Annotated in this window: 16 protein-coding genes; 14 read left to right on the top strand and 2 right to left on the bottom strand. The window is 56.6% G+C overall.

The genetic code is table 11. The annotated features are described in order from the left end of the window. Positions 1–148 precede the first annotated feature (148 nt). The 5 genes from AACV31_RS23145 (at position 149) to AACV31_RS23125 (ending at position 4741) form a co-directional block, all read left to right on the top strand. On the top strand, positions 149–439 hold the full coding sequence (locus tag AACV31_RS23145) for a host-nuclease inhibitor Gam family protein (protein WP_166337099.1): 291 nt from the start codon (positions 149–151) through the stop codon (positions 437–439). Beyond that, entirely contained in the window at positions 439–2766 is a 2328-nt protein-coding gene (locus tag AACV31_RS23140; RefSeq protein WP_165156122.1) for a RecE family exodeoxyribonuclease, read from the top strand. The genes AACV31_RS23145 and AACV31_RS23140 overlap by 1 nt, the downstream gene beginning before the upstream one ends. Next, entirely contained in the window at positions 2763–3260 is a 498-nt protein-coding gene (locus AACV31_RS23135; RefSeq protein WP_165156124.1) for a siphovirus Gp157 family protein, read from the top strand. The genes AACV31_RS23140 and AACV31_RS23135 overlap by 4 nt, the downstream gene beginning before the upstream one ends. Before the next feature lie 121 nt (positions 3261–3381). Further along, complete coding sequence (locus AACV31_RS23130; protein WP_165156126.1) at positions 3382–3633, top strand: excisionase; 252 nt, start codon at positions 3382–3384, stop codon at positions 3631–3633. Continuing rightward, complete coding sequence (locus AACV31_RS23125; RefSeq protein WP_165156128.1) at positions 3608–4741, top strand: site-specific integrase; 1134 nt, start codon at positions 3608–3610, stop codon at positions 4739–4741. The genes AACV31_RS23130 and AACV31_RS23125 overlap by 26 nt, the downstream gene beginning before the upstream one ends. Before the next feature lie 122 nt (positions 4742–4863). Here AACV31_RS23125 and icd read toward each other — a convergent pair whose 3' ends face one another. Beyond that, the gene (gene icd, locus AACV31_RS23120) at positions 4864–6114 is read right to left on the bottom strand and encodes an NADP-dependent isocitrate dehydrogenase (protein WP_015740885.1); all 1251 of its coding nucleotides are present in this window, start codon (positions 6112–6114) and stop codon (positions 4864–4866) included. 115 nt (positions 6115–6229) lie between these two features. Between icd and rluE the strand changes: the two genes are divergently transcribed. The 9 genes from rluE to AACV31_RS23075 all read left to right on the top strand — a co-directional run bounded on the left by rluE (position 6230) and on the right by AACV31_RS23075 (position 16443). Beyond that, positions 6230–6886, top strand: a complete 657-nt coding sequence (gene rluE, locus AACV31_RS23115) for a 23S rRNA pseudouridine(2457) synthase RluE (RefSeq protein WP_007769570.1) — start codon at positions 6230–6232, stop codon at positions 6884–6886. Between the two features lie 10 nt (positions 6887–6896). Further along, complete coding sequence (locus AACV31_RS23110) at positions 6897–7346, top strand: NUDIX hydrolase (RefSeq protein WP_075199072.1); 450 nt, start codon at positions 6897–6899, stop codon at positions 7344–7346. A 268-nt stretch (positions 7347–7614) separates the two neighbouring features. Continuing rightward, complete coding sequence (locus AACV31_RS23105) at positions 7615–9564, top strand: methyl-accepting chemotaxis protein (protein WP_161588982.1); 1950 nt, start codon at positions 7615–7617, stop codon at positions 9562–9564. 193 nt (positions 9565–9757) lie between these two features. After that, positions 9758–10867 (top strand): tRNA 2-thiouridine(34) synthase MnmA, encoded by a 1110-nt coding sequence (gene mnmA / locus AACV31_RS23100; protein ID WP_015740882.1) that lies wholly within the window; start codon positions 9758–9760, stop codon positions 10865–10867. A gap of 55 nt (positions 10868–10922) precedes the next feature. Next, positions 10923–11552 (top strand): high frequency lysogenization protein HflD, encoded by a 630-nt coding sequence (gene hflD / locus AACV31_RS23095; RefSeq protein WP_105596595.1) that lies wholly within the window; start codon positions 10923–10925, stop codon positions 11550–11552. A gap of 17 nt (positions 11553–11569) precedes the next feature. Beyond that, positions 11570–12940: an adenylosuccinate lyase gene (purB, locus tag AACV31_RS23090; RefSeq protein WP_007769547.1), complete on the top strand. Its 1371-nt coding sequence runs from the start codon at positions 11570–11572 to the stop codon at positions 12938–12940. A gap of 154 nt (positions 12941–13094) precedes the next feature. Next, on the top strand, positions 13095–13766 hold the full coding sequence (gene phoP, locus AACV31_RS23085) for a two-component system response regulator PhoP (protein WP_015740880.1): 672 nt from the start codon (positions 13095–13097) through the stop codon (positions 13764–13766). Then, positions 13767–15272 carry a two-component system sensor histidine kinase PhoQ gene (gene phoQ, locus AACV31_RS23080; RefSeq protein WP_007769542.1) on the top strand — a complete coding sequence of 502 codons (1506 nt, stop codon included), beginning with the start codon at positions 13767–13769 and terminating at the stop codon, positions 15270–15272. It abuts the gene before it with no gap. A gap of 49 nt (positions 15273–15321) precedes the next feature. After that, on the top strand, positions 15322–16443 hold the full coding sequence (locus AACV31_RS23075) for a ribosomal protein uL16 3-hydroxylase (RefSeq protein ID WP_165156130.1): 1122 nt from the start codon (positions 15322–15324) through the stop codon (positions 16441–16443). 172 nt (positions 16444–16615) lie between these two features. Here the strand turns inward: AACV31_RS23075 and pepT are convergent, their stop codons facing one another. Then, positions 16616–17845: a peptidase T gene (gene pepT / locus AACV31_RS23070; RefSeq protein WP_075199077.1), complete on the bottom strand. Its 1230-nt coding sequence runs from the start codon at positions 17843–17845 to the stop codon at positions 16616–16618. Positions 17846–17934: the final 89 nt, after the last annotated feature.

Here is a 17934-nt window from a genome sequence, read left to right as displayed (position 1 = left end):
TGTTCGCGGAGAAAAAGGCCGGTATTCCCGTCATGAACAGTGAAGAAATTTTCAGTTACAGCGAGGCTGTTCACTGAGACTCAATAACCCATCGTAGTTTGCTACCAGTAGAGCGCCGGAGATTTTACGCCCTTTTGCAGGAGGAGTTATGAATCCTTACCACATGCATGACCGCACTGAAGAGACTGCATGGCAGGAGCACTACTCACACGTCGCACGGGAAAAGGAAGAGGCGGAGCTGGCCGACTTATACGACAGGCAGATTAAGTTTCACCACCTTCATGAATTACTCAGTCACACGCAGGCCGATGCGGCCGCAATTAAGGCCGCATTCGACGATGTGAATTTTCAGGAACAGGCCGGCGCTTTTATCCGGTATGCCGCCGAAGTTCTTGCCTTGAATCAGACAAAAATAAATATGGAGCTAAGGAGAGAATAATGAGCAACAAACCCATTTTCCTGATCCGCAAAGCAAAAAAATCTTCTGGTTTACCTGATGCCGTTTTCTGGTGCTCTGATGATTTCGAAAGCGCAAACGCCACGCTGGATTATCTCCTCATCAAATCCGGGAATAAGCTGAGCAGCTATTTTAAAGCTGTAGCAACACATTTCCCGGTCGTTGACGACCTGCCCGAAGAGGGGGAAGTCAATTTTACGTGGTGTGACCGTTACGAGCTCGGCGAAGACAATATGACGTGGGAGCTGAAGCCCGGTGCCATTCCGGCGGATGTACACCATCAGCCACAGGCAGAATCCGCCGCGCCGGAAACCACAGAAACTCGTGATGCAGCAGAGGGCGAGGAATACCCCGAATGCGAAGCTCAGGTTATCCGACTGGCGACTATACAGCGCTTCCTGCACATTTATCTTTTTGCCACAGAAGATACGAAATATCTCCACCACGCCACACAGGCGCAGCGCAAACAGGCCATCGCGCTGGAAATGGATATGGATAACAGCCAGATTCAGAACCTCATTTCCGGCCTGCGCGGTCTGGAATTTCTGGACAAGCTGGATAACGGCGCAATGCTCCGTCTGAGCGGAAATATCAAAACCGCATTCCCGGACGACAAAAAAGCCGACCCGGTTGATTACCGCAATTTTGCAGTTATCTGGAACGAAACCCGCCACCCTGATCGCGGTCTGCTCGCCAAAGAATGGGGAAAAGAAAACCGCGTTACAGGCATCCGTCGCACCCAATCCGGCGCGAACGCTGGAGGAGGAATTCTGACCGACCGTGGAGAAGGCTTTGTCCATGACCAGGCATCGCTGGAGCGGGACGTGGCTACCGGCGTGCTGGCCCGTTCGATGGATATTGATATCTACAATCCTCACCCCGCACACGTTAAGCGCGTGAGCGAAATTGTCGCCGAAAACAAACCGCCCTTCTCTGCATTCCGCGATGCATTCATCGCTATGCCCGGCGGGCTGGATTATTCGCGGGCTATCGTTGTGGCGTCAGTGAAAGAGGCCACTGTCGGTCTTGAGGCTATCCCGGCACGGGTTACTGAATACCTCAACAGGGTGCTGAATGAAACCGACCATGCACACCCCGACCAGCTTATTGTGGATATCGCCTGTGGTCGTTCATCCTCACCGTTACCGCAGTGCGGCTTTAAAAAATATGAAAATGAGCATGACGAAAATACAAAGCAGGAAGGTAACCAGCCTGCTCCAGCGGTGCTGTATTATCATAAAAATCTGAACGAGTTACATGAAGCACGGGAAAACCTCCGTTCAAAAGATGCGGTCGATACGGACAAGCTACTCGCAGCCGGGCGCGGGGAATTTGTTGAAGGTATCAGCGACCCAAACGATCTGAAATGGACGCCCGGACATCAAAACACCTCAAATGAAGTCGAAAAAACGGAAAATGGTGAGGGTGACGCGGAAGAAAATCAGCGACAGGAAGCGCAACCAGCTGCCAGCGTCAGTGACGTACATAAAAGCCTGAGCGAACGGCCGGAGAGCGAGCAGGAAAATCTGGCGCTCTGGAAAAACGTTTTCAAAACCGACGAACGCTTTACCCGCGCATTTGCGGTGAACGGCGGCGGAACCTCCATCAACGGTACTTACATGACCATGATAGCCACCCGCGAATTCGGGCCCAAAGGGATCGGCTGGGGCGTCGATATTCTGGAGGAACGTTTTGATGACGGTGCCCCGCTCACCCGCAAAAACGGTGACAGCCAGGAACTCATCACTGACGGGAACGGCAATTTTCTGACTGAAAAACACCATGTGATCAAAATCCGCCTGTGGTACATCCGCAACGGCCAGCGAGGGCAGGAAGTGGCCTATGGCTGCACGCCGTATATCACCAACAGCAAATACGGGGTGGTCAGCGACGGTGAAGCGCCGAAGAAATCCCTGACGGACGCCACCAAGAAAGCCCTCTCATCGCTCGGCTTCTGCGCCGACATCTTCATGGGCCTTTACGACAATGCTGAATACCGCAGCCGGAACAAAGCTGAATTTGACCTGATAAACGCCAGTGAAAATGCAGAGGATGCCGCACGCCTGCGCCGGGAGCTGGACGAAAGGTTAACCCGCGTGGCCGATACGCTGAGCAGCGCTGTCAGCACCAGTGAGCTGAAAAAAGTGTACGACACCCTCGCCCGCGAAGTGGACGTGCACCGGAAAGCAGCTGACTCGAAAGGCGATGCGGAGTATGCGAAATACCTCGGCGGTCGCCTCCGCCGTCTGACGCAGATTAAAGACCAGCGCATGGCCGCGCTCACCGGCAAAGAGGAGCAAAGCGCATGAGTACATCAGCGATCGCCATCGCAGCGGGGATGAAAAAGCTCCAGGACATGGTCGAGGCCGGGGAGTTTTCCCCGGAAGACATCGCCGACACGCTGGAAGCTGAAGCGCTGACGCTGGGTGACAAGTTCGACGGCATTCTCAGCCTGATCCGTAACATCGAAGGGCAGACAAGAACGCTTGATGAAGAAGTTAAGCGGCTGACCGAACGCAAACGTGTATTCCAGAACAAGGCGAAAAACCTTAAGGCCTATCTGCTTCGCACCCTTCAGGCGGGCGGATACAAAACCTTTAAAACAGACCTGAACACGCTGACGGTTCGCCAGGGCACGGTATCAGTGGTCATTGATGATGAGTCACTGCTTCCGGACGACCTGGTGGACGTGGTGACTACCGTGTCACCGGACAAGAAAAAGATAAAGCAGGCACTGGAAGCAGGTGAAGTGGTTCGCGGTGCCCATCTTGAAACAGGAGAAGAAACATTGCAGGTACGTTAAGGGAGAGGCCAGAAATGGCCTCAATGTTGAATACTCCCCAGATTAGACAGAGTGATTTTCGGTAATCAGTTTTAATCCGGTCAGTAACTTACAATACTAACCGGTCATGTGAGGTATCAATATGGCCCGAATGGTGAGCTTAGAAGTATGGGCAAAAGAGGAGTTTGGAAATTTGGCCCCCAGCCTTCGCACATTAAAAAAATATGCCAAAGGCCACATGATGGCACCACCTGCCATAAAAGTTGGCAAAGAGTGGATGATCGATCGTGAAGCCCGATTTATCGGCATGTTAGCTGAGTCCAAAATCACCCCGACAGCAAACCCGAAGCTGAGAAGGATTATTGAAGATGGCTGCCAGACCACGAATTCATAAAATTACTATCCCTAATCTGTACTCTAAACTGGATAAGCGCACAGGCCGCGTGTACTGGCAATATAAACACCCTGTAACGGGTAAGTTTCACAGCCTCGGCACCAATGCCGAAGAAGCGAAACAGGTTGCCAGTGAAGCCAACAGCATCATTGCCGAGCAGAGAACCCGGCAGATCCTTAGCGTTAACGAAAAAATCGCCCGTATGAGGGAATCCAGAGAATTTATAACTGTTACCACTTGGCTGGATCGTTATCTTGCTATTCAGCAGGAGAGGCTTGAATCAGGCGATATTAAAATTAATTCAGTAAAACAAAAGAAAAAGCCTGTTGAACTGCTACGCCAGCATTCAGGAATGATGTATTTGAAAGATGTCACCACACTGGAAATAGCGGAAATCGTTGACGCAGTAAAGGCCCAGGGATACAACCGCATGGCACAAGTTGTCAGGACAACACTGATCGACGTGTTCAAAGAAGCGCAACACGCCGGACATGTTCCCCCGGGCTACAACCCAGCGCAGGCCACACGTCAACCGCGCAATCGGGTTATGCGTGAACGCCTTTCCCTGGAAGAGTGGAAAGCGATTTACGCCGCGGCTGAACATCACCCCCCCTACCTTCAATGCGCAATGCTACTGGCTGTCGTAACTGGACAGCGCATTGGTGACATTTCCCGGATGAAATTCTCTGACATTTGGGATGACATGCTGCACATCAAGCATGAGAAAACCGGAGCTAAAGTGGCGTTGCCATTATCCCTTCGCTGTGAGGCGCTGGACATTTCTCTGCGCGAGGTTGTAGCTAAATGCCGTGATGCTGTGGTCAGTAAATACCTGGTACATTTCCGGCACAGCACATCAAAGGCAACAAGAGGTGACAAAGTTACAGCCAGTTCGATAACGACCACGTTCAAAAAAGCCAGAAACCGCTCCGGGCTTTCGTGGCCTGATGGCAAGGCCCCAACATTTCATGAACAACGTTCGTTATCAGAAAGACTATACAAAGCTCAGGGTATCGATACGCAAAAATTACTTGGTCACAAATCACCTCAGCAGACGGCAAAATATCATGATGATCGGGGAAAAGACTGGGTGGTCGTGGCCGTATGAACAGTGGGTTTTATAGCCAGTTTTGGGGAGGGGTTTTGGGGAAGTTTTGGGGAAAGGATAAGAGAAAAGAAAAGCCAACATAAATTTAACAGATATATTGGCTTTTTGTTGTGTAGAGAATATTACATGTTTGCGATAATCGCGTCGCCAAACTCTGAGCATTTCAGCAGCTTAGCGCCTTCCATCAGACGTTCGAAGTCATAGGTCACGGTCTTGTTGTTGATAGCGCCTTCCATACCTTTAACAATCAGGTCAGCCGCTTCGAACCATTCCATATGACGCAGCATCATCTCAGCAGAGAGAATGATAGAGCCCGGGTTCACTTTGTCCTGGCCTGCGTATTTCGGCGCGGTGCCGTGGGTCGCTTCGAACAGCGCGCACTCGTCGCCGATGTTCGCGCCCGGCGCGATGCCGATGCCGCCGACCTGGGCTGCCAGGGCGTCAGAAATGTAGTCGCCGTTCAGGTTCATACAGGCGATAACGTCATATTCCGCCGGGCGCAGCAGGATCTGCTGCAGGAAGGCGTCGGCGATCACATCTTTGACGATGATTTCTTTACCGGTGTTCGGGTTCTTGATCTTCATCCACGGGCCGCCGTCAATCAACTCGCCGCCGAACTCTTCTTTCGCCAGCTGGTAGCCCCAGTCTTTGAAAGCGCCTTCGGTGAATTTCATGATGTTGCCTTTGTGCACCAGCGTCACGGATTCGCGATCGTTGGTGATGGCGTATTCAATCGCCGCGCGCACCAGGCGTTTGGTGCCTTCTTCAGAACACGGCTTGATGCCGATGCCGCAATGTTCCGGGAAGCGGATTTTCTTCACGCCCATCTCTTCGCGCAGGAATTTGATCACTTTCTCAGCGTCAGCGGAGTCGGCTTTCCACTCGATACCCGCGTAGATGTCTTCGGAGTTTTCACGGAAGATAACCATGTCGGTCAGTTCCGGGTGTTTAACCGGGCTCGGGGTGCCCTGGTAGTAACGTACCGGGCGCAGGCAGACGTAAAGGTCCAGCTCCTGACGCAGGGCAACGTTAAGGGAGCGAATACCGCCGCCAACCGGCGTGGTCAGCGGGCCTTTGATGGCAACGCGATATTCACGAATCAGATCCAGGGTTTCCTGGGGCAGCCAGACATCCTGGCCGTAAAGCTGGGTAGATTTCTCACCGGTGTAAATTTCCATCCAGGAAATTTTACGCTCGCCTTTGTAGGCTTTCTCAACCGCGGCGTCGACCACTTTCAGCATCGCCGGCGTCACGTCCACGCCGATACCGTCGCCTTCAATGAACGGGATGATCGGGTTGTGGGGGACATTCAGCTTGCCGTTTTGCGCTGTGATCTTTTCACCTTCCGCCGGAACTACTACTTTGCTTTCCATTCACCTCTCCTTCGAGCGCTTCTGGTTGTGACTCATTTTGTTAATGATTTGTAATAGGCGTGATAATACTACCTTAATGTTCTGCCCCATGCCACGCCCTTATGAATAGGGTATAATGCGGCAATTGATAAAGCCTGAAAATAGTATGAAGAAAACTTCTTTTAGAAATCACCGGCTTGAGCGATTCAGCTCACAACATTCCGCTAAGCGCCGCAAACCCGAAGGCCCGAAACGGCTGATCCTCTTTAATAAACCTTATGATGTGCTGCCGCAGTTTACCGACGAGGCAGGCCGCCAGACGCTGAAGGATTTCATCCCGGTAGCGGACGTCTATGCCGCAGGCCGCCTCGATCGCGACAGCGAAGGGCTGCTGGTGCTGACCAACGACGGCGCGTTGCAGGCTAAATTAACCCAGCCCGGCAAACGCACCGGGAAAGTCTATTTTGTGCAGGTGGAAGGCGAGCCGACGGACGAAGCGCTGGCGCAATTACGCACCGGCGTGACGCTGAACGACGGGCCGACGCTCCCGGCGGGCGTGGAGCGCGTTGCGGAGCCCGCCTGGCTGTGGCCGCGCAATCCGCCCATCCGCGAGCGTAAATCCATCCCCACCAGCTGGCTTAAGATAACCCTTTATGAGGGGCGTAACCGCCAGGTGCGGCGGATGACGGCGCATGTGGGTTTCCCGACGCTTCGGCTGATTCGTTACGCGACGGGCGACTATACTCTTGACGCACTGGCCTGCGGCCAGTGGCGAGAAGTCCCGCTCAAATAAGGAGAACCGGATGTTCAAACCCCATGTCACCGTCGCCTGCGTGGTTCACGCGCAGGGCAAATTTCTGGTCGTGGAAGAGACCATTAACGGCAAAGCGCTGTGGAATCAGCCCGCCGGTCATCTCGAAGCCGACGAAACGCTGCTGGAAGCCGCCCGCCGCGAACTGTGGGAAGAGACCGGCATCCGCGCCGAGCCGCAGCATTTTCTGCGCCTGCATCAGTGGCTGGCGCCCGACAACACGCCGTTTTTGCGCTTCCTGTTCAGCATTGAGCTCGACGCGCCGCTACCGACCGAGCCGCACGACAGCGATATCGATCTCTGCCGCTGGGTGAGCGCCGACGAAATCCTCTCGGCAACCAACCTCCGCTCCCCGCTGGTGGCCGAAAGCATCCGCACCTGGCAGCGCGGCGAGCGTTATCCTCTCTCGCTTATCGGCGCGTTCAACTGGCCCCGGCGTTAACCGCGCCGCACTATTTGTTTCGTAGCGAAACTTTTAACGGCAGCTTAACGTGCTGCCGCCTGGCGCTACACTCAGCACCTTCTGCCATCTCTCCCCTCCTCCTTTGCGCGCTCCTGCTGCGCGGCGGCAAAAGCGCCTTTTTTTACACCAGCCCGCACGCTTTTCTCGCCATTAAAGAACCTCAAATCCACGCCGATAGAGCATTGACCAGGAGGCTCGTAACGAAGGGACACTAATGCTATTTCGTGGTTGATCCTGAGGAGCCGTGATGGCCAGACAATCCGTTCATAAAAAGATGAGTACCCGCGCGCAGATGCTGCTGACGGGCGCATTAACCATCACGCTGGGTTTTGTCGTCACCATCGGCGTGCTGAGCTGGCAGTCCAGCAACGAACAAAAATCACTGGCGGAAAGCTATTTACGCCAGATTGCCCAGAGCGAAGCGCTGAGAATTCAGCAGGAGCTCAACTACGCGCGCGATGTGGCGCATAACCTTGGCCACAGCATGGCGTCCCTGCCCCGCGCGGGCATCACCGACCGTAAAGTTGCCGATCAACTGCTGGAAGGCGCGCTGCGCGATAATCCGGATTACCTTTCTATTTCCGTTATTTTTGAAGAAAACGCCTTTGACGGGCGCGATGCGGAGTTCGACGGCAAACCCGGCCAGGCGCCGAAAGGCCGTTATGCCTTCTTCGTCGATCATGACCAGTCGGGCAATTACCAGTTTCATCCGCTGCTCTCCTACCTGACGCCGGGCCAGGGCGATTACTACCTGATCCCGCAGAAATCGCAGAAAGATACGCTGATCGAACCCTACAGCTACGCCTACAACGGCGTGCCGACGCTGCTGACCTCGGTGGCGGCGCCGATTGTTTCCGACGGCCAGCTTAAGGGCGTGGTGACCTCCGACATTTCGCTGGCGTCGCTTCAGCAAAAAGTCAATCAGATCAAACCGTGGGAAGGCGGCGGGTATGCGATGCTGCTTTCCACCGCAGGCAAAATCGTCTCGTATCCGGATAAAAAGCTGACCAGTAAACCGTTCCCTGGCGATACCGCCGGTTACACCAGCAACGTGGTTGAGCAGGACGATCCTATTCTTGGCGAAAAAGCGCTGGTCACCTGGCAGCCTGTCACTATCGGCAACAGCACGGATAAATGGTATCTGGGCATTGCGGCGCCGGTAAGCCAGGTAATGGCCGCCGCGAATCGTCAGCTGATGAACGCCATTATTCTCATGGTGGTAAGCATTCTGCTGGTGAGCGCGCTGCTGGGCATCGTCTTTAGCCGTAAAGTGCTCAAGCCGCTCGGCGGTGAGCCACTGGAAGCCGCGACCATTGCGCTGGCGGTGGCAGACGGCAAGCTCGATAACGCGATTGACGTTAAACCGGGTGACCGCGGCAGCCTGTTCTACGCGCTTAACACCATGCAGGCGCAGCTGCGCGGCATTGTCGGGCAGATCAAAGAGGCGAGCAACTCGGTGCGTCAGGGCGCCGGTGAAATCGTCAGCGGCAACATTAATCTCTCCTCGCGCACCGAAGAGCAGGCCGCCGCGCTGGAACAGACCGCCGCCAGCATGGAGCAGATCAGCGCGACCGTGAAGCATAACGCCGCCAATGCGCATCACGCGACCGAGCTGACCGCCAACGCCACGCAAATCGCCAGCCGTGGCGAATCGCTGGTCGGTCAGGTGGTACAGACGATGGCGCAAATCGACGACAGCTCGAAGAAAATCAGCGACATCACCACGATGATCAACAGCATCGCGTTCCAGACCAATATCCTGGCGCTCAACGCCGCGGTAGAGGCGGCGCGCGCGGGCGAACAGGGCCGCGGCTTTGCAGTGGTGGCAAGCGAGGTTCGAAGCCTTGCGCAGCGCAGCGCCAACGCGGTGAAAGAGATTGCGGCGCTGATTGAAGAGTCGGGTCAGCGCGTGGCTAACGGCGTGCAGCTGGTGAACGACGCCGGGAAAACCATGCAGGAGATGACCCAGGCGGTGCATTCCGTGCAGACCATCATCGGTGAGATCGTCAGCGCCTCGGATGAGCAGTCGAAAGGCATCAGCCAGGTGACGATTGCCGTGAACGAAATGGACGGCGTGACGCAGCAGAACGCCGCGCTGGTGCAGCAGATGGCGGCCGCGGCCAGCTCGCTCGAAGAGCAGGCGCAGCAGCTGGCGCAGACCGTCGAGCAGTTTAGTCTCGAAGACCGCTACGCCTGAATCCCCTCCGCGGGGGCCTGACGCGCCCCCGCCCTCTTTTACCGCCTCTCTTGTTAAGCCCCGACGAGTCGCAATTATTGCCGTTAAGCCCTTTTCTTCGCGCGCGAAGGCAAACCCGGCGCGCTCAGGGGGTGTTTGCGCCGCCTGCGCGTGCTAGAATACGCCGCCTTTGTTTTAAGTCGTGAGTGGTGCAATGTCTGATAACAGCCAGAAAAAAGTCATCGTCGGGATGTCCGGCGGCGTCGATTCCTCCGTTTCCGCGTGGTTACTGCAACAGCAGGGCTATCAGGTGGAAGGTCTCTTTATGAAGAACTGGGAAGAGGATGACGGCGAGGATTATTGCACGGCCGCTTCCGACCTCGCAGACGCCCAGGCGGTGTGCGATAAGCTCGGCATCGAGCTGCATACCGTTAACTTCGCGGCGGAATACTGGGATAACGTGTTCGAGCATTTCCTGGCGGAATATAAAGCCGGACGCACGCCGAACCCGGATATCCTCTGCAACAAAGAGATCAAATTTAAAGCCTTCCTCGAATTCGCCGCGGAAGATCTCGGCGCGGACTACATCGCGACCGGCCACTACGTGCGTCGCGCCGATGTGAACGGCAAAAGCCGCCTGCTGCGCGGCCTCGACGGCAATAAAGATCAAAGCTACTTCCTCTATACGCTCGGCCACGATCAGGTCGCGCAAAGCCTGTTCCCGGTCGGCGAGCTGGAAAAGCCGGAAGTGCGCCGCATCGCCGAAGAGCTAGACCTGGTGACGGCAAAGAAAAAAGACTCCACCGGCATCTGCTTTATCGGCGAGCGTAAATTCCGCGAATTCCTCGGCCGCTACCTGCCTGCGCAACCGGGTAAAATCGTGACCGTCGATGGCGATGTCATCGGCGAGCATCAGGGTCTCATGTACCATACCCTTGGCCAGCGCAAAGGCCTCGGCATCGGCGGCACCAAAGACGGCGGCGAAGAGCCGTGGTACGTGGTGGATAAAGACGTCGAAAATAATATTCTGATTGTCGCCCAGGGCCACGATCACCCGCGCCTGATGTCGGTCGGACTTATCGCGCAGCAGCTGCACTGGGTGGATCGCGAGCCGGTCACCGCGCCGTTTACCTGCACCGTGAAAACGCGCTACCGTCAGGCGGATATTCCGTGCACCGTGCGTCCGCTGGATGACGATCGCATCGAAGTGCTGTTTGACGAGCCGGTCGCCGCGGTAACCCCGGGGCAATCCGCCGTGTTTTATCTGGGCGAGGTGTGCCTCGGCGGCGGTATTATCGAACAGCGTCTGCCGCTGCCGGTTTAAGCCTGATGCCGCCTGCGCGGCCATGAATGAACAGCCGCGATAAAAAGGAGTCTGTGTGGCAAAGAACTTCTACGACATCACCCTTGCGCTGGCGGGCATCTGCCAGTCGGCGCGTCTGGTTCAGGCGCTCGCGCATGAAGGTACCTGTGATAGCGAGGCCCTGCGCGTCTCGCTCAACAGCGTGATTGACCAGAACCCGGCCTCCACGCTTGACGTTTTCGGCGGCCGCGAAGCCGGGCTGAAAATCGGCCTGGAGACGCTGCTTGGCATGCTGAACACCAGCAGCCGTCAGGGCCCCGGCGCTGAGCTGACGCGCTATACGCTGAGCCTGATGGTGCTGGAACGTAAGCTTGCCGGCAGCAAAGGCGCGATGAACACGCTTGGCAACCGCATCGCCGATTTAAGCCGCCAGCTTGAGCACTTCGAGCTGGAGTCCGACACGCTGATGAACGCGATGGCCGGGATTTATGTGGATGTGATAAGCCCGCTCGGCCCGCGCATTCAGGTCAACGGTTCGCCCAACGTGCTGCAAAGCCCGCAGGTTCAGGCGAAAGTGCGCGCCACGCTGCTCGCCGGTATCCGCGCCGCGGTGCTCTGGCAGCAGGTCGGCGGCGGACGTCTGCAACTGATGTTTTCCCGTAATCGTCTGACCACCCAGGCGAAACAAATTCTTGCTCAATGTTAACCTCTCAGGAGTGACTGATGGAATTATCCTCACTGACCGCCGTTTCCCCCGTTGATGGACGCTACGGCGATAAAGTCAGCGCGCTGCGCGCCATTTTCAGCGAATTTGGCCTGCTGAAATTCCGCGTACAGGTTGAAGTACGCTGGCTGCAAAAGCTGGCCGCACACGCAGCGATCAAGGAAGTTCCTGCTTTTGATAAAAACGCAAACGATTTCCTTGATGCGATTGTCGCAGGCTTCAGCGAAGAAGACGCGGCGCGTATCAAGACTATCGAGCGCACCACTAACCACGACGTCAAAGCGGTTGAGTATTTCCTGAAGGAAAAAGTGGCAGACGTTCCGGCGCTGCACGCGGTGTCCGAGTTTATCCACTTCGCCTGCACCTCTGAGGACATCAATAACCTTTCCCACGCGCTGATGCTCTCCACCGCGCGCGAAGAGGTGATCCTGCCGTTCTGGCGTAAAATTATCGACGCGGTCAAAGACCTGGCGCACCAGTACCGCGATATCCCGCTGCTCTCCCGCACCCACGGCCAGCCAGCCACGCCGTCGACCATGGGCAAAGAGATGGCGAACGTTGCGTACCGCATGGAGCGCCAGTTCCGTCAGCTTCAGCAGGTCGAGATCCTCGGTAAAATCAACGGCGCGGTCGGCAACTATAACGCCCACCTCGCTGCATACCCGGAAGTGGACTGGCACCAGTTCAGCGAGGAGTTTGTGACCTCGCTCGGCATCCAGTGGAACCCGTACACCACCCAGATTGAACCGCACGACTATATCGCCGAACTGTTCGACTGCATGGCGCGCTTTAACACGATCCTTATCGACTTCGACCGCGACGTCTGGGGTTACATTGCGCTGAACCACTTCAAACAGAAAACCATCGCTGGCGAAATCGGCTCCTCCACCATGCCGCACAAGGTCAACCCGATCGACTTCGAAAACTCCGAAGGCAACCTGGGCCTGTCGAATGCCGTGCTGCAACATCTGGCGAGCAAACTGCCGGTGTCCCGCTGGCAGCGCGACCTGACCGACTCCACCGTTCTGCGTAACCTGGGCGTCGGCGTCGGTTATGCGCTTATCGCTTATCAGTCAACCCTGAAAGGCGTGAGCAAGCTGGAAGTGAACCGCGCTCGCCTGCTGGACGAGCTGGACCACAACTGGGAAGTGCTGGCTGAGCCGATCCAGACCGTGATGCGCCGCTACGGCATCGAGAAGCCGTATGAGAAGCTCAAAGAGCTGACCCGTGGCAAACGCGTCGACGCCGAAGGCATGAAGCAGTTCATTGACAGTCTCGAACTGCCGGAAGAGGAAAAAACGCGCCTGAAAGCGATGACGCCTGCCAATTACATCGGTCGCGCCATCCAGATGGTCGATGACCTGAAATAAGCCTCCACGCGCCACCTTCGGGTGGCGCGCTGCATTCTCCCCTCACCTTTTCCGCACCTCTGCCGATCCCGGGCTGGTTTATCCAATGTTTATGCCCTTTCAGTAATAATTGGCGTTAAACTATTTATATAATTGATGGATAAGGGGACCCCGGATGCGCGTGCTGGTCGTCGAAGATAACGCTTTGCTGCGACATCACCTGAAAGTGCAGCTCTCTGAGCTTGGGCACCAGGTGGATGCGGCGGAAGATGCCAAAGAAGCCGATTATTACCTGAATGAACATCTGCCGGACGTGGCGATTGTCGATCTGGGGCTGCCGGACGAAGACGGGCTGAGCCTTATCCGCCGCTGGCGCGCCAGCGAGATTACGCTGCCCATCCTGGTGCTCACCGCCCGCGAGGGCTGGCAGGATAAAGTCGAAGTGCTGGGCGCGGGCGCCGACGACTACGTCACCAAGCCATTTCACATCGAAGAAGTGGTGGCGAGAATGCAGGCGCTGCTGCGCCGCAACAGTGGGCTGGCTTCGCAGGTGATCTCCATGCCGCCGTTCGTGGTGGATCTCTCGCGCCGCGAAGTGACCATTCACGACAACCTGATCCGCCTGACCGCCTTCGAATACACCATCATGGAGACGCTTATCCGCAACGCGGGCAAAGTCGTCAGCAAAGATTCGCTGATGCTCCAGCTCTACCCGGACGCGGAGCTGCGCGAGAGCCACACCATTGATGTGTTAATGGGCCGTCTGCGCAAGAAAATTCAGGCGGAATATCCGGGCGAGGCGATCACCACGGTGCGCGGCCAGGGCTACCGGTTCGATCTGCGCTAAATGAAAAAAAACGTGCTGCGCCACTTTTTGCCGCTTTCGCTGCGGGTTCGTTTTCTGCTGGCGACGGCGGCGGTGGTGCTGGTGCTGTCGCTCGCTTACGGCATGGTGGCGCTGGTGGGATACAGCGTCAGCTTCGATAAAACCACCTTCCGCCTGCTGCGCGGCGAGAGCAATCTTTTCTACACCCTCGCCCGCTTTGACAACGGCAAACTGACCGTCGAGATCCCCGATCATATCGACAGACAGAGCCCAACGCTGACCTTTATCTATAACGAAAAAGGCAAACTGCTCTGGTCGCAGCGCGACGTGCCGCGTCTGATGAAAGCTATCCGCCCGGAATGGCTCAACGCCAACGGCTTTCACGAACTGGAAACGCGTTTTAGCGATACGCGCGTGCTGCTGGGCGCGAACCGTCTCCTGCAAAAACGGCTCAACGATTACGACCCGGATAAAAATGACGAAACCACGCACTCGGTGGCGGTGAACGTCTACCCGGCCACCGCCACCATGCCCGCGTTGACGGTGGTGGTGGTGGACACCATTCCTGATGAGCTGAAAAGCTCGTGGAGCGTCTGGAACTGGTTTATCTATGTGCTCGCAGCCAATCTGCTGCTGGTGATCCCGCTGTTATGGCTCGCCGCCTGGTGGAGCCTGCGGCCGATAGAGGCGCTGGCGCGTGAAGTCCGCGAGCTGGAAGAACATCATCGCGAGCAACTTAACCCCTACACCACCCGCGAGCTGACAAGCCTGGTGCATAATCTCAACCGGCTACTGAAAAGCGAGCGCGAGCGCTATGAGAAATACCGCACGACGCTCACCGATCTCACCCACAGCCTGAAGACGCCGCTGTCGGTGCTGCAAAGCACGCTGCGGTCGCTGCGGACCGGCAAAACCGATGTGGAGCAGGCCGAGCCGGTGATGCTGGAGCAGATCAGCCGTATTTCGCAGCAGATTGGCTACTACCTGCACCGCGCCAGTATGCGCAGCGGCAGTATGCTGCTCAGCCGCGAGCTGCATCCGGTGGCCTCGCTGCTGGATAACCTCACCTCCGCGCTGAATAAGGTGTATCAACGCAAAGGCGTGAGTATCACGCTCGATATCTCGCCGGAAATCGTCTTTATCGGCGAGAAAAACGATTTTCTCGAAGTCATGGGCAACGTGCTTGATAACGCCTGTAAATATTGTCTGGAGTTCGTCGAAGTGACCGCGCAGGTGGCCGATGACACGCTGCACCTGGTGGTGGAAGATGACGGGCCGGGCATTCCGGAAAGCAAGCGCGCGCTGGTGTTTGATCGCGGCCAGCGGGCCGATACCCTGCGCCCCGGCCAGGGCGTCGGGCTGTCGGTCGCCCGCGAGGTGGTGGAGCAGTACAACGGGCAGATCCTTACCGGCACCAGCCCGCTTGGCGGCGCCCGAATGGAGGTGATTTTCGCCCGCCAGCAGCCGCCGGTTGGCGAATCTTCCGCCACGCTTCGAAAAAACCTGTCAGACAACCACGCAGAGTGACGCGCGTCCGTTATAATCCGACTCAACTTCAGAGCCTGCGGAATACAATATGGACTACCACGTAGAGATAAACTGGCCCGATTTCATTGAGCGCTACTGGCAAAAACGCCCGGTGGTGTTAAAGCGCGGCATTAAAAATTTTGTCGACCCGCTCTCCCCGGACGAACTGGCCGGTCTTGCGATGGAGAACGAGGTGGACAGCCGCCTGGTCAGTCATCAGGACGGTAAATGGGAAGTCAGCCACGGCCCGTTCCAGAGCTACGATCACTTGGGCGAAACCAACTGGTCGCTGCTGGTGCAGGCGGTCAATAACTGGCACGAGCCGAGCGCCGCGCTGATGCGCCCGTTCCGCGCCCTGCCGGACTGGCGCATTGACGATCTGATGATCTCTTTCTCGGTGCCGGGCGGCGGCGTCGGCCCGCATCTCGATCAGTATGACGTGTTTATTATCCAGGGCGTCGGCCGTCGCCGCTGGCGCGTGGGCGAGAAAGTGCCGATGAAACAGCACTGCCCGCACCCGGATCTACTCCAGGTCGCGCCGTTTGAAGCGCTGATCGATGAAGAGCTGGAGCCGGGCGATATTCTCTATATTCCGCCGGGATTCCCGCACGAAGGCTATTCGCTGGAAAACTCGATGAACTATTCGGTCGGTTTCCGCGCGCCGAGCGGCCGCGAGCTTATCAGCGGCTTCGCCGATTATGTGTTGCAGCGCGAGCTCGGCAGCCAGCGCTACAGCGATCCGGACGTGCCGGCCCGCGAATGCGCGGCAGATATTGTGCCGGCGGAAGTCGAAAAACTGCGCGAGATGATGCTGGATCTGATCCGCGACCCGGCGAATTTCAACGAGTGGTTTGGCGAGTTTATCACCCAGTCGCGTCACGAACTGGATGTGTCGCCGCCGGAGCCGCCGTATCAGCCGGATGAAATTTACGACGCGCTGAAACAGGGCGATACGCTGGTGCGCCTCGGCGGCCTGCGCGTGCTGCGTATCGGCGATGAGGTATTTGTAAACGGCGAGAAGATTGACTCGCCGCACCGCCCGGCGTTGCATCAACTGGCCAATGAAGTCGTGGTGAATGAGGCGATGTTAGGCGACGCGCTGGAAGACCCGTCGTTCCTGGCGCTGCTGGCGGCGCTGGTGAATAGCGGTTACTGGTATTTCGCGGATTAGCAGCGGTAGCGTATGACGGTGGGTGCGCTTCGCTTACCCACCCTACGTTAATGGCGTCCTTATGTGTGTGGTGGGTGATCCACCCTACAACATCATCTGACTGTTAACTAAACCTGTAGGGCGGGTAAGCGTCAGCGCACCCGCCTTTTTCATGCTTAATTAACGCGCAGGATCACGCCTCCCGCTGCGCCGTTAATTCGGCGATACGCACAATCACCTGCACCGCTTTCTCCATCCCTTCCAGCGTCGCAAACTCATGCTTACCGTGATAATTGTACCCGCCGGTGAAAATATTCGGACATGGCAGGCCCATAAACGACAGCTGCGCGCCATCGGTCCCGCCGCGGATTGGCTTTAACTGCGGTTCAATGCCGCAATCGATAATCGCCTGGCGGGCTATCTCGATAATATGCGGATGCTCGGCCACCTTCTCACTCATATTGTAATAGCTGTCTTCAATCGCCAGCTCAATATAACAATCCGGGTGCAGCCCCTTGCCGACCTGCTTCGCGATATCCATCATGCGGCGTTTACGCGCTTCAAAATTCTCACGGTCAAAATCGCGGATGATGTAATGCATCTCGGCGCGATCCACCGAGCCTTTCATCGTGTGCAGATGGTAAAAACCCTCGTAGCCCTCGGTGCACTCCGGGCTTTCCTCGGCAGGCACCAGCGCATGAATGCGCGCGGCGAGCGACAGCGCGTTCACCATCACGCCTTTGGCGCTGCCAGGGTGCACGTTATTGCCGACTATCTTAATCGTCACCGACGCCGCGTTGAAGTTCTCATACTCCAGCTCGCCGATACCGCTGCCGTCCATGGTATACGCCCAGCGCGCATCAAAAGCTTCGACATCAAAATGCTTCGCGCCCTTGCCTACTTCTTCATCCGGCGTAAAGGCCACGCGGATATCGCCGTGGGGAATGTTTTTCTGCACAAGCGTCGCCATGGCGGTCATGATCTCCGCGACGCCCGCTTTATCATCCGCGCCTAACAGCGTTTTGCCGTCGGTCGTGATAAGCGTATGGCCGAGCAACTGATGCAGCACCGGGAACATCACCGGTGAGAGGATCTCTTCGCCGGTGCCCAGCGCGATATCCCCGCCGCGGTAGTTTTCAACGATTTGCGGGTTCACGTTTTTGGCGGTGAAATCTGGCGAGGTATCGACATGAGAAATGAATCCGATGGGTGGGACGGGTTTATCCAGATTCGACGGGAGCGTCCCGGTCAGCGTGCCGTGCTCGCTCAACGACACGTTAACCATGCCCAGTTCTTCCATCTGATTCTTCAGCAGGTTTAACAGCTTCCACTGGCTTTCGGTGCTGGGAACATGCTTCACCCCGGCCCGGGACTGGGTATCCATAGTGACATATTGCAGGAAACGTTCGAGTAATTTATCCATGTTCTCACCCCTGTTATTTTGTGACGTTATTATCATTAAGCATTAAAAGACAAATATTGTTTCAGGTCACCTTTCGCCCGGCGAAGAGG

The sequence above is a fragment of the Cronobacter sp. EKM101R genome, from assembly GCF_963888145.1.
GTDB lineage: Bacteria > Pseudomonadota > Gammaproteobacteria > Enterobacterales > Enterobacteriaceae > Cronobacter > Cronobacter turicensis.
This window is presented reverse-complemented; position numbering and strand designations above follow the sequence as displayed.

What these genes read in the sequence shown, in the direction of transcription:
- AACV31_RS23145 (WP_166337099.1), top strand. Translation starts at nt 149, where the DNA reads ATGAATCCTTACCACATGCATGACCGCACTGAAGAGACTGCATGGCAG.
- AACV31_RS23140 (WP_165156122.1), top strand. Translation starts at nt 439, where the DNA reads ATGAGCAACAAACCCATTTTCCTGATCCGCAAAGCAAAAAAATCTTCT.
- AACV31_RS23135 (WP_165156124.1), top strand. Translation starts at nt 2,763, where the DNA reads ATGAGTACATCAGCGATCGCCATCGCAGCGGGGATGAAAAAGCTCCAG.
- AACV31_RS23130 (WP_165156126.1), top strand. Translation starts at nt 3,382, where the DNA reads ATGGCCCGAATGGTGAGCTTAGAAGTATGGGCAAAAGAGGAGTTTGGA.
- AACV31_RS23125 (WP_165156128.1), top strand. Translation starts at nt 3,608, where the DNA reads ATGGCTGCCAGACCACGAATTCATAAAATTACTATCCCTAATCTGTAC.
- icd (WP_015740885.1), bottom strand. Translation starts at nt 6,114, where the DNA reads ATGGAAAGCAAAGTAGTAGTTCCGGCGGAAGGTGAAAAGATCACAGCG.
- rluE (WP_007769570.1), top strand. Translation starts at nt 6,230, where the DNA reads ATGCGGCAATTGATAAAGCCTGAAAATAGTATGAAGAAAACTTCTTTT.
- AACV31_RS23110 (WP_075199072.1), top strand. Translation starts at nt 6,897, where the DNA reads ATGTTCAAACCCCATGTCACCGTCGCCTGCGTGGTTCACGCGCAGGGC.
- AACV31_RS23105 (WP_161588982.1), top strand. Translation starts at nt 7,615, where the DNA reads ATGGCCAGACAATCCGTTCATAAAAAGATGAGTACCCGCGCGCAGATG.
- mnmA (WP_015740882.1), top strand. Translation starts at nt 9,758, where the DNA reads ATGTCTGATAACAGCCAGAAAAAAGTCATCGTCGGGATGTCCGGCGGC.
- purB (WP_007769547.1), top strand. Translation starts at nt 11,570, where the DNA reads ATGGAATTATCCTCACTGACCGCCGTTTCCCCCGTTGATGGACGCTAC.
- phoP (WP_015740880.1), top strand. Translation starts at nt 13,095, where the DNA reads ATGCGCGTGCTGGTCGTCGAAGATAACGCTTTGCTGCGACATCACCTG.
- phoQ (WP_007769542.1), top strand. Translation starts at nt 13,767, where the DNA reads ATGAAAAAAAACGTGCTGCGCCACTTTTTGCCGCTTTCGCTGCGGGTT.
- AACV31_RS23075 (WP_165156130.1), top strand. Translation starts at nt 15,322, where the DNA reads ATGGACTACCACGTAGAGATAAACTGGCCCGATTTCATTGAGCGCTAC.
- pepT (WP_075199077.1), bottom strand. Translation starts at nt 17,845, where the DNA reads ATGGATAAATTACTCGAACGTTTCCTGCAATATGTCACTATGGATACC.